The sequence below is a fragment of the Cytobacillus sp. C11.1 genome (assembly GCF_058145115.1).
The window spans coordinates 4,363,987-4,375,127 of the sequence record NZ_CM176935.1 but is presented as its reverse complement, the minus strand read 5'-3'; the positions used below and the strand labels follow the sequence as shown (position 1 = coordinate 4,375,127).

The following is an 11,141-nucleotide window of genomic DNA, read 5'->3' as shown; positions in this document are numbered from 1 at the left end:
CGCTGGGACTTGCTTACTTGATCAGCCCTAAAACTTGCATTCGAGGTGTATTGTGTTGCCGACAAAAAGAACCACTCCCGACGTTATCTTAATGATTGTCACGTTTATGCTGCTTGCTGTAGGCTTGACCATGGTTTATAGCGCAAGTGCGATATGGGCAGACTATAAATTTGATGATTCCTTTTTCTTTGCTAAAAGGCAGATGCTTTTTGCAGGTGTTGGCATCATTGCCATGTTTTTTATTATGAATGTGGATTACTGGACGTGGAGAACATGGGCCAAAGTGTTAATAATAGTTTGTTTTGTGCTTCTGCTGCTGGTATTAATCCCGGGAATTGGCAATGTGCGAAATGGTTCCAGAAGCTGGATTGGAGTTGGCGCATTTTCTGTGCAGCCTTCCGAATTTATGAAGCTTGCCATGATCGTCTTTATGGCAAAGTTCCTATCCGAAAAGCAGAAGCTCATTACATCTTTCAGAAAAGGGCTTGTTCCATCTTTAGGCCTTGTCTTTTTGGCATTCGGTTTAATCATGCTTCAGCCTGACTTAGGGACAGGAACTGTAATGGTTGGGACTTGTGTGGTTATGATCTTTATCGCAGGAGCCAGAATCAGCCATTTTGTATGGTTTGGTGTCGCTGGTTTGGCGGGGTTTGTTGCGCTGGTTTTGTCGGCTCCTTACAGAATAAAGAGGATTACATCTTTCCTTGATCCATGGGAAGATCCATTGGGCAGCGGATTCCAGATTATCCAATCTCTTTATGCCATCGGCCCGGGTGGATTGTTCGGTTTGGGGCTTGGCCAAAGCAGACAAAAGTTTTTCTATCTTCCGGAGCCGCAAACGGACTTTATATTTGCTATTTTAGCTGAAGAGCTGGGTTTTATCGGCGGGTCATTTGTTATATTATTATTCGCGCTGCTTTTATGGCGTGGGATCAGGATTGCATTGGGTGCACCTGACCTTTACGGAAGTTTTTTGGCTGTAGGGATAATCGCCATGGTTGCCATTCAGGTAATGATAAATATAGGGGTTGTCACCGGCTTAATGCCCGTTACCGGCATTACACTTCCTTTTTTGAGTTATGGAGGCTCGTCATTAACTTTAATGCTTATGGCTATCGGGGTTCTATTAAATATAAGCCGTTATGCACGATACTAGCAGTTGTTTTGAAGACGCATTATTTGTGAAACCCTGTCATACAGGGTTTCTTTTTTGGAGTTGAAAAAAATGGAAAAAACTTTTCCGGGCTTTATGATTTAATTGACAATGAAAGGCTCGCATTATTACAATTCTTTAACATTATGGTGTCCGTTCCTATCTATTCGTTTTAAATATAGTAGAATAGGGTAAAGCGGGGGAGTGGTTTTTTCCACAGGAAGAGTGCTCACTCAAACGTTGGACAATTATCTCGGAAAAAGAAAAGAGCACTGATGGACATTAGTCCTAGTTTGAAAACGAACTTTTTCTTTTTTATAGGCTGTTTTAAACCAAAATGGTGATTTTGACACCCATTTGTTTGGAGCAGAATGTACAAGGTCCCCGAAAATGCACATGCATTTCCTTCGTGCGGTGTAAATCAGAGACGTATATTTAAGTTCTGCGGGAGGAGCGTATCAAAGGGAGTCCCGGCAGTTCGCTGAGTAAATGAAGCGGAAATGAACAGGAAAGTTTTAACAGAGTCTTTTAATAAGACTCTTTTAAGAGGTGAAAGAATGAAAATAGCGGTTAGCGGCGGGGAACTGGCGGACATATATATCCGGCCCTTGCGCTCATAAGAGAAATTCAAAAAGAACATAAAGATGCCGAATTTCTATATATAGGCACTGAAAAAGGATTGGAAAATACGATAGTCAAACGTGAAGACATACCTTTTAAGTCTATACATATAACCGGTTTTAAGAGGAAGATTTCTTTAGAAAATGTAAAAACAGTGTTAAGGTTTTTAAAGGGAGTCCGTGAAAGCAAAAAAATGCTAAAAGACTTCAAAGCAGACATTGTGATTGGAACGGGCGGATATGTATGCGGCCCTGTGGTTTATGCTGCAGCAAAGCTCGGCATACCGACAGTCATACATGAACAAAACAGTGTTCCGGGATTAACCAATAAGTTTCTTAGCAGATATGTAGATCGCATTGCAGTCTGTTTTGAAGAAGCAAAAGTATTTTTTCCGGATAATAAAACTATTTTAACAGGCAATCCTCGTGCTTCTGAAGTACTGGGGCAGGATGGAATCAAGGGAAGGCTATCCGCAGGTTTGAAGACCGGCACGCCCGCTGTTCTGATTTTTGGAGGAAGCAGGGGGGCTAGGCCAATAAACGATGCGGTTATAAAGACACTTGCTGAGCTTGGAGAAAAGCCTTACCAGGTTTTATATATTACCGGTGATGTTCACTACGAGGATGTCAGGAAAGAGGTTGAACTGGTCGGCAGTCCGGAAAATGTAATTATCAAGCCATTCATCCATAATATGCCGGAAGTTCTTGCGGGTGCTGATCTGTGGTTTCCCGTGCAGGTGCTACAACATTGGCCGAAATCACTTCATTGGGCATACCCAGCATTTTAATCCCAAGCCCGTATGTGACAAACAACCACCAGGAAAAGAACGCGAGGGCATTAAGCGACCATGGAGCTGCAGAGCTGCTCCTCGAAAAAGAGTTAACAGGCAAGAAACTCATTGATAACATTGACAAAATTATACTTAATCCAAATAAAATGAATGATATGAAGAAGGCTTCCAGCAATTTAGGAATCCCTGACGCGGCAAAAAGGCTATACGGTATAATGGCGGAATTGGTTTCCAGCAAGCAAAAGTAGCCTTGAAGGCCACATATGCATAGAATAAATAAATTTAAGTGCAATAAAGAGAAAGGGAGGTATATATGGACGAATTTATCAGCAAGCTTAGAGATTTGAATATTGGCACAATCAAAGAAAACGAGCCAATGGCCAATCATACAACTATGAAAATTGGCGGTCCTGCCGATTTGTTTATAGAGCCTTCATCCATAGAAAACCTTGCAAAAACGATGGAACAGATCCGTCAGTATAAAGTGAAATGGACTGCAATTGGAAGAGGCTCAAATTTGCTTGTTTCCGATGGCGGCATTGAAGGGGCAGTTATTAAGCTTGGCCGAGGCATGGATGAAATGGAACTAAATGGTACGGAGTTAAAGGCAGGGGGAGGTTATTCCTTAGTTGCCCTTTCAACGATCATAAGCAAAAAAGGTTTATCAGGCCTTGAATTCGCAAGCGGTATTCCAGGTTCTATCGGAGGTGCCGTTTATATGAACGCAGGTGCTCATGGGTCTGATATTTCCCAAATATTAACCAAGGCCCATATTCTATTCGAGGATGGGAAGATGGAATGGCTATCAAATGAAGAAATGGAGTTTTCCTATAGAACATCGGTCCTTCAGAAAAAACGGCCTGGAATCGTAGCTGAAGCTGTGTTTCAGCTGACAGAGGGAGATAGGGAACTGATTTCTTCTGCAATGCAAAAAAATAAGGACTACCGCAAGGAGACCCAGCCATGGAACTACCCATGTGCGGGCAGCATTTTCCGAAACCCTCTGCCTGACTATGCTGGCCAGCTGATTGAAAAAGCAGGTTTGAAGGGCCATTCAATAGGCGGAGCACAGATATCCGATATGCACGGGAATTTTATTGTAAATGCAGGAGATGCAAGAGCTGAAGATGTGCTTGCTTTAATCCAGCATGTCAAGGAAACAATATTTGATTTGTATGGTGTGAAAATGGAAACTGAAGTAGAAATAATCGGCCGAAAGTAACGGGGAATAATACCTTACGAATTCCATTTATTGTGATATAATAATTTCTTAGACGTGCAAATCAATTTATTTTTTTATTGAAACGGCATGAAAAGCATGCCGTTCTCCTCCCTATTTATCTTTATGCAGTAAAACTGGACAAGCCATTCGGTAGGGTGTTATCAGGGGAACGGCGACCCGTGTATTCGTTTTTCTTATTTTCTAAGAAATTATCTTTAGATGCAAAGCACTGCCTGGCTCCAAAGTACGGCAAACCGCTTTGGGGTAATGGAAATATAATAGCATCCTAAATATTGTCTATCCAGGCGCCATCGGCTCTAGGCCTTGATTATCACGGGGCAGGCAGGCTGCAACACCATTTTCAGCGCACGGCCAAAAGCGGCTGCTTTTGGGAGAATCAGGGTACAGCAGACGCGATGCAGGACTGCTGCAGCGAAACAACATCCCTCTGCCGAATGCATTAGCTTTCGGAAGGGGACTGATAGTCTGTGTAACTCTATTGGGCGGAAGCCCTGCGCTTTTCTATGTGGGGTGAATTTAAAGTGGAGAAAAGTAAGGTTGTTTCGCTTGAGGATCGAATACCAAAGCTGAAACAGCAGAGGCGTAAAAAAGCGAATAGAAGGCTCATTTTTTTGCTTCTGCTTTTCTTTTCGCTCATTGTTTTAGTTATTTACTTTCAATCGCCCTTAAGCCACATTAAACAAATCAGGGTATCCGGAAATTCAATTTATGATAAAGAAGAAATAATACAAATTAGCGGTGTTACTGAAAAAACAAATATTTGGAAGGTTGAAGAAGAGGTTATCGAGGGTAAGCTTAAAGAGTTGCCTGAAATTAAATCTTCCGATGTGAAAATTCATTTACCTCACACAATTGCCATTAAGGTGGATGAACTAAAGCGCATTGCCTACATAACAAAAGAGAAACATTATTTGCCTGTGTTGGAGAATGGGGAAATTTTAAAGGATGTAAAGGTAGCCGAGATTCCTGTTAACGCTCCTATCCTTGGCGGATTTTCAGAAGGGGATATACTCGACATGATGATTGGGGAACTGGAGACCTTGCCTGAAGAAGTTTTAAATTCCATATCCGAGATACAGCATACTCCTAAAGAAACTGATTCTTTTCATATTACTCTATATATGAATGATGGTTTTGAGGTTAGTGCAACTTTAAGAAGTTTTTCAGAAAAAATGGCACATTATCCTTCTATTATAAGCCAGCTGGACCCTGAAAAAAAAGGCATCATTGACTTGGAAGTAGGCTCTTATTTTAAAGCTTATGAAACAAAGGGAGCTGAAAAGGTTGAAGAAGAAACTGAAGGTGAAGGGTAATCACGTCATTTTCTCATTGGTCTTTCTGGTACTGGGTTATATGATGGCCTTTTCCTACCATCTTACCCAGGGGGAAAATGAAAGAACCGGTCTGACGGGAAAGCAATGGGAAAGAGATTTGGAACTTCGAAATCAGCTGGTTGAACTGGAGGAAAAAAACAGGGCGCTTCAGAAGGAACTGAATCAGAAGCAGGAAAATGTCCTGGAAATTGAAAGAGAGCTGTCCCAGGAAGCCCAGATCTATTTTAACCTTGCTGAGGATGCTGAGAAATACAGGATGCACCTCGGTAAAGTAAAAGTAAAGGGTGAGGGTGTAGAGGTTACCCTTGCAGATGGAGACTATAATCCAGATGAGGAAAACATCAATAATTATATTGTTCATGAACACCATGTATTTAAAGTCGTTAATGAACTATATATTTCCGGAGCTGCTGCAGTCTCCATTAACGGTCAGAGACTATCCCACAGCTCTTATGTAGTTTGCAATGGGCCTGTAATTGAAGTAGACGGCTACCAGCATCCTGCACCTTTTGTCATCACGGCTATTGGTGATGCGGATGTCCTTTCGTCAGCTCTGAATTTAACAGGCGGAGTTAAGGATACATTGGTAGAAGAAAACATCAAGTTCACATTGGAAAAAAAAGCTGAAATTATCATGGAACCGTTACTGGGAACTTAAAGCCGACCAATTCAATATTCTTCCCTTTTGATTTAACGATGTGTCCACAAAAGGATCTATACTGGAAAGTAAGGTGGAATTAAAGTGGACAGCAAAAAGAAACTCAGCTTTACTTTTATTACGGTAGTCATTGGCTTTATGATTGCCATACAATTTCAAACTGTAAAAGAACCTGTAGTTCGTGATACAAGGGATACATGGCAGTTAAGAGAAGATTTGCTAAAAGAAAAGGAATTGCAATTGAAGCTCCTTCGCGAGATAAGTTCAAACGAAGAGAAGATTGCCCAGTATGAAACAAAGCGCAAACAAAGCAAGGAACAAGTGCTGCGTGAAACGCTGGAGGAATTAAGAATGGAAGCCGGATTAAGTGAAGTGACAGGACCGGGGATTATTTTGACCATTGAACCGGTTTATGAGGAGCTTCTTCTTGGTAAACAAGTCGAGTCTGTCTCGCCTGATTTACTGAAAAGGCTAGTTAATGAGCTGAATATGTATGATGCCCAGCATATTTCTATTGATGGGAGGCGGGTCATTAACACTACTGTTATCCGTGATATTAACAGGGAAACAATGGTTGACGGATATGCACTCAACCGGCTGCCCATTGAAATCAAAGTAATAACAGAGAACGCTCAGTCAGCCGAGAAGCTGTTTAACAGAATGCAAGTATCAAAATCGGCAGAGGAATTTTTCATAGATAATCTGCGGGTAAAGGTCCATATACCTGAAGGACCTGTCACCATTCCGGCTTATGACGATGCACTCAGAATCAGATATATGGAGCCTGTGAAACCTGAAGAAGGAGGCAATTCATAATGTGGCTTCCTATTTTAGGATTAATCATAGGGGTAATACTTGGTCTATTGACGGATATAAAAATCCCCGATGAATACTCAAATTACTTATCCATTGCTGTCCTTGCTGCGCTGGACACTCTATTCGGAGGAATTCGGGCACAGCTTCAAAATATCTATGATGAAAAAGTTTTTGTATCCGGATTCTTTTTCAATATTTTGCTCGCAGCAAGTTTAGCTTTTCTGGGTGTTCATCTTGGTGTAGACTTGTATTTAGCAGCCGTTTTTGCGTTTGGAGTCAGGCTTTTCCAAAATATTGCGGTAATTAGGCGTATTCTAATCGCAAAATGGTCCCAAAACCACGAAAAAACAGAAAAAAATTGATATTTAAAAAAGGGAATATATTAGTTTTGACGAATAATTTTATAGATAAACTACTTAATTTGCACAAACAACAAAAAGATGATTGTTGTTCAATAATTGGAATACAAAAGGAGGTGCCAGAGAATGAACAGCAATGAAATATATGTTAGTCTTGACATCGGTACATCCAGTGTGAAAGTAATCATTGGGGAAATGGTCAATGACTCTTTAAATATTATTGGTGTGGGCAATGTGCAGTCAGAAGGGTTACGCAAAGGCTCCATTGTTGATATAGACGAAACCGTTCATTCTATTAAAAAGGCAATAGAACAGGCTGAGAGAATGATAGGAATGGAGATTAAAAATGTGATTGTAGGAATTACCGGCAATCATGTTATGCTTCAGCCATCACATGGAGTTGTAGCAGTTTCCAGCGAAAACAGGGAAATTACAGACGAGGATGTTGCTAGAGTTATTGATGCGGCACAGGTCGTATCTATCCCTCCTGAAAGGGATATCATTGATGTCATCCCAAAACAGTTCATTGTTGACGGATTGGACGAGATTAGCGATCCCCGCGGAATGATTGGTGTGCGCCTTGAAATGGAGGGCACTATTATTACCGGGTCCAAAACAATATTACATAACACACTGCGCTGTGTAGAACGTGCTGGCCTTGAAATTATGGATATTACGCTTCAGCCGCTGGCAGCAGGTGCTTTTGCACTATCGAAAGATGAAAAGAACCTAGGAGTGGCACTTGTTGACATTGGCGGGGGTTCTACAACAATCGCTTTGTTTGAAAATGGAGTATTGAAGGCAACCAGTGTCCTCCCAGTGGGCGGGGACCATATAACAAAAGATTTATCAATTGGCCTTCGCACATCTACAGAAGATGCAGAAAATATTAAGACTAAGCATGGTTATGCATTCTATGACCATGCATCCGAAGATGAAGTATTCAGTGTTCCGATTATTGGCAGTGACCAGCATCAGCAATTTAATCAGCTTGAAATATCGGACATTATTGAGGCGAGAATGGAAGAGATATTTGACCTTATCCAGCATGAGGTGAAGCGCCTTGGAGCAAAGGATCTTCCAGGGGGCTATGTCCTTAGCGGGGGCGTAGCGAATACCCAGGGAATACTTGAATTGGCACAGGTCGTGTTCCAAAATAGGGTACGCATAGCAATCCCTGATTATATTGGTGTAAGGGAACCCCAGTACACTACAGCTGTCGGACTGATCAAGTTTGCTTACAAGAATGCCAAGATACAGGGCAGAAGAATGGAGCAGCCAGTAACAGTTCCTGAAGCAAAAGAGAAACGAGTTCAAAAACAACAACCGCAACCAAAAACAAAGCCGGAAAAACAGCCGGAAGAAAAAATCACATCAAGAGTTAAAAAGTTCCTCGGATACTTTTTCGAATAACTTGATTTGATTCGCACGGGTTTTGGAAACGGAATAACCAGCCATTGGGCTATCATCAAAAAAGACAAGCACTGAGAAATAGGGAGCAAAGCCTCATTCATAGTGCAAATTAAAAAGCGAATCAGAAAAAGGTGTTCTTAGGAATATCGACGAATTAGGAGGATTAGTCATGTTGGAATTTGATACGAATTTAGATTCATTAGCAACGATAAAAGTAATCGGCGTTGGAGGCGGCGGTAACAATGCAGTAAATAGAATGATTGAGCACGGTGTGCAGGGAGTCGAGTTTATTGCAGTCAACACAGATGCTCAGGCGCTGAACCTGTCAAAAGCAGAGGTGAAAATGCAAATTGGCGGAAAGCTTACAAGAGGTCTTGGTGCAGGTGCAAACCCTGAAGTAGGCAAAAAAGCAGCCGAAGAAAGCAAGGAGCAGGTTGAAGAAGCTTTAAAAGGCGCAGATATGGTATTTGTTACCGCCGGAATGGGAGGCGGAACTGGAACAGGGGCCGCCCCAGTAATTGCCCAAATCGCCCGTGATTTAGGCGCCTTGACAGTTGGAGTTGTTACCCGCCCATTTACATTTGAAGGCAGAAAGCGTTCTACCCAGGCTGCCGGCGGTATTGCTTCCATGAAAGAAGCAGTGGACACCCTAATTGTTATTCCTAATGACAGGCTGTTAGAAATCGTTGATAAAAGCACTCCGATGCTTGAAGCATTCCGCGAAGCGGATAATGTTCTTCGACAGGGTGTACAGGGTATTTCCGATTTAATTGCCGTACCTGGACTAATCAACCTGGATTTTGCAGATGTAAAAACGATTATGTCGAATAAAGGATCTGCATTAATGGGGATTGGTGTTGCTGCAGGCGAAAACCGCGCGGCTGAAGCGGCAAAAAAAGCCATTTCATCACCATTGCTTGAAACGTCAATTGACGGAGCTCAGGGGGTTCTGATGAATATCACAGGCGGATCCAATCTAAGCCTGTATGAAGTCCAGGAAGCTGCTGATATTGTTGCTTCTGCATCAGACCAGGACGTGAACATGATTTTTGGTTCTGTTATTAATGAAAACCTAAAGGATGAAATTGTTGTAACAGTTATTGCGACCGGATTTAACGAGGAAGTTATCCAGCCTAAACCAACCAGACCTTCATTTGGACAGCCTAAAGCGGCACCAAGCATGGGGACGGTCAAGCGTGAGCAAAAAAGGGAGGAAGCTCCCCAGGAGCCTGTTAGAAACAGCCAGTCTCACCAGCCGGAAGAAGCTTTGGATATTCCAACGTTCCTCCGCAACCGCAATCGCAGAAGATAATGATAGACTTAAAAAAACCACCTGGAATCAGAATTTATTGATTCCAGGTGGTTTTTTTACGAGAAAAATTTGTAAAAACTATTTTATGCTATTTAGCAGTGAGTTGATTGGAGCGGAATTCAACAGGCCAACTTTATAGAGCTATTGTCCCGCAAAAAAGAGGGTGCCCATTTGGGACACCCTCTTTTTTGCTTTATACAGATTGTGGTTCTTTCAATGCCATTGAAGGACCAAAGAATTCATAACGGATATTTTCTTTTTTGAAACCTGCTTCAAGCAATGCTTCGTACATAGCTTGCATAAACGGTACAGGACCGCACATATAAACCTGGCTATCCATATTGGATACGATGCCTTTTAGCCATTCAGATGTAATGTAGCCTTCTTTTTCGTAGGTCTTCTCTTCCTTATCCTTTTCGGAAGGCTTTTCATAACAGAAATAAGCTTTTACTAACTGATTGTTTTCTTCTATATTTTTTATATCCTCAGCAAAAGCGTGCACATTTCCATTGATTGCGGCATGGATAAAGGTAGTTTCGTTAGACAAATCTGATGCATCAATGTGGCGAAGCATACTCAGCATAGGGGTTATACCAACGCCGCCGCTAAGGAGAACGATCGGTTTGTCAGTCTGTTCAAGAACAAATTCTCCGGCTGGTGCGCTTATTTCTATTTGATCGCCTTCCTTTACTTCATTATGAAGATAGTTTGATATCTTTCCTTCCGGCTTCTCATTGGTGCCTTCTTCTTTCTTGACAGAAATGCGATAATACGATTTTTCTGGAGAGTCAGATAGGCTGTATTGACGGATGTGTGTATATTCTTCCCCTTGTATATTTAGCTTCACACTAATATATTGGCCAGGCAGATAGTCTGCAATTTCTCCGCCATCAACTGGACTGAAGTAGAATGATGTGATTACATCGCTTTCCTTAACTTTCTTTGTAACGGTAAACGTTCTGAAGTCCTCCCAGCCGCCTGGTTTCTGGCTGGCTTCATCATAAAGGTTCTTTTCCAAGCCGATAAAAGCATCAGCAATAACTCCATATGCTTTTGTCCATGCCTCAATGATTTCGTCGGTAGCTGCTTCTTTAAGAACCTCTTTTATTGCAAGGATTAAATGCTCCCCAACAATTGGATAATGCTCCGGTTTAATTCCTAATGATCGGTGCTTGTGAGCAATCTGAGTTACAACAGGCAGGATGACCTCAAGCTTGTCAATGTATTTTGCAGCGGCATAAACAGAGTTAGCAAGCGCTTTCTGCTGCCTTCCCTGCTTTTGATTTGCATGGTTAAAAATATTTAATAGTTCAGGATGATTTGTAAACATTAGCTTATAAAAAGTTTTAGTGATATCTTCGCCATGTTTTTCAAGTACAGGTACAGTGCTTTTAATAATTTCTATTTTTTTTGTGTCTAGCATCACAGCAAAACTCCTTTTT

Annotated in this window: 9 protein-coding genes and 1 pseudogene; 9 read left to right on the top strand and 1 reads right to left on the bottom strand. The window is 41.7% G+C overall.

What is annotated here, in order from left to right:
• The first annotated feature begins 55 nt into the window (after positions 1–55).
• From spoVE to ftsZ, 9 genes and pseudogenes are all read left to right on the top strand, one after another.
• Positions 56–1,156, top strand: coding sequence for a stage V sporulation protein E (spoVE, locus tag AC3ZVC_RS21565; RefSeq protein ID WP_490065170.1), 1,101 nt, complete (start codon positions 56–58; stop codon positions 1,154–1,156).
• Positions 1,157–1,710: 554 nt separating this feature from the next.
• Positions 1,711–2,812, top strand: a pseudogene (murG, locus tag AC3ZVC_RS21560) (undecaprenyldiphospho-muramoylpentapeptide beta-N-acetylglucosaminyltransferase).
• A gap of 65 nt (positions 2,813–2,877) precedes the next feature.
• Positions 2,878–3,786: a UDP-N-acetylmuramate dehydrogenase gene (gene murB / locus AC3ZVC_RS21555; protein ID WP_490065169.1), complete on the top strand. Its 909-nt coding sequence runs from the start codon at positions 2,878–2,880 to the stop codon at positions 3,784–3,786.
• 542 nt (positions 3,787–4,328) lie between these two features.
• Positions 4,329–5,120: a cell division protein FtsQ/DivIB gene (locus tag AC3ZVC_RS21550; protein WP_490065168.1), complete on the top strand. Its 792-nt coding sequence runs from the start codon at positions 4,329–4,331 to the stop codon at positions 5,118–5,120.
• Positions 5,068–5,799 (top strand): DUF881 domain-containing protein, encoded by a 732-nt coding sequence (locus AC3ZVC_RS21545; RefSeq protein ID WP_490065167.1) that lies wholly within the window; start codon positions 5,068–5,070, stop codon positions 5,797–5,799. Before AC3ZVC_RS21550 ends, AC3ZVC_RS21545 begins: the two co-directional genes overlap by 53 nt.
• A gap of 84 nt (positions 5,800–5,883) precedes the next feature.
• Positions 5,884–6,615: a DUF881 domain-containing protein gene (locus AC3ZVC_RS21540; protein WP_490065166.1), complete on the top strand. Its 732-nt coding sequence runs from the start codon at positions 5,884–5,886 to the stop codon at positions 6,613–6,615.
• Positions 6,615–6,977 (top strand): small basic family protein, encoded by a 363-nt coding sequence (locus AC3ZVC_RS21535; protein WP_214724708.1) that lies wholly within the window; start codon positions 6,615–6,617, stop codon positions 6,975–6,977. The genes AC3ZVC_RS21540 and AC3ZVC_RS21535 overlap by 1 nt, the downstream gene beginning before the upstream one ends.
• A 123-nt stretch (positions 6,978–7,100) precedes the next feature.
• A complete protein-coding gene (gene ftsA / locus AC3ZVC_RS21530; protein ID WP_214724710.1) occupies positions 7,101–8,387 on the top strand; it encodes a cell division protein FtsA in 1,287 nt (428 codons plus the stop codon).
• Between the two features lie 169 nt (positions 8,388–8,556).
• On the top strand, positions 8,557–9,699 hold the full coding sequence (gene ftsZ / locus AC3ZVC_RS21525; RefSeq protein WP_490065165.1) for a cell division protein FtsZ: 1,143 nt from the start codon (positions 8,557–8,559) through the stop codon (positions 9,697–9,699).
• Between the two features lie 193 nt (positions 9,700–9,892).
• Here ftsZ and hmpA read toward each other — a convergent pair whose 3' ends face one another.
• Entirely contained in the window at positions 9,893–11,122 is a 1,230-nt protein-coding gene (hmpA, locus tag AC3ZVC_RS21520) for an NO-inducible flavohemoprotein (protein WP_490065164.1), read from the bottom strand.
• Positions 11,123–11,141: the final 19 nt, after the last annotated feature.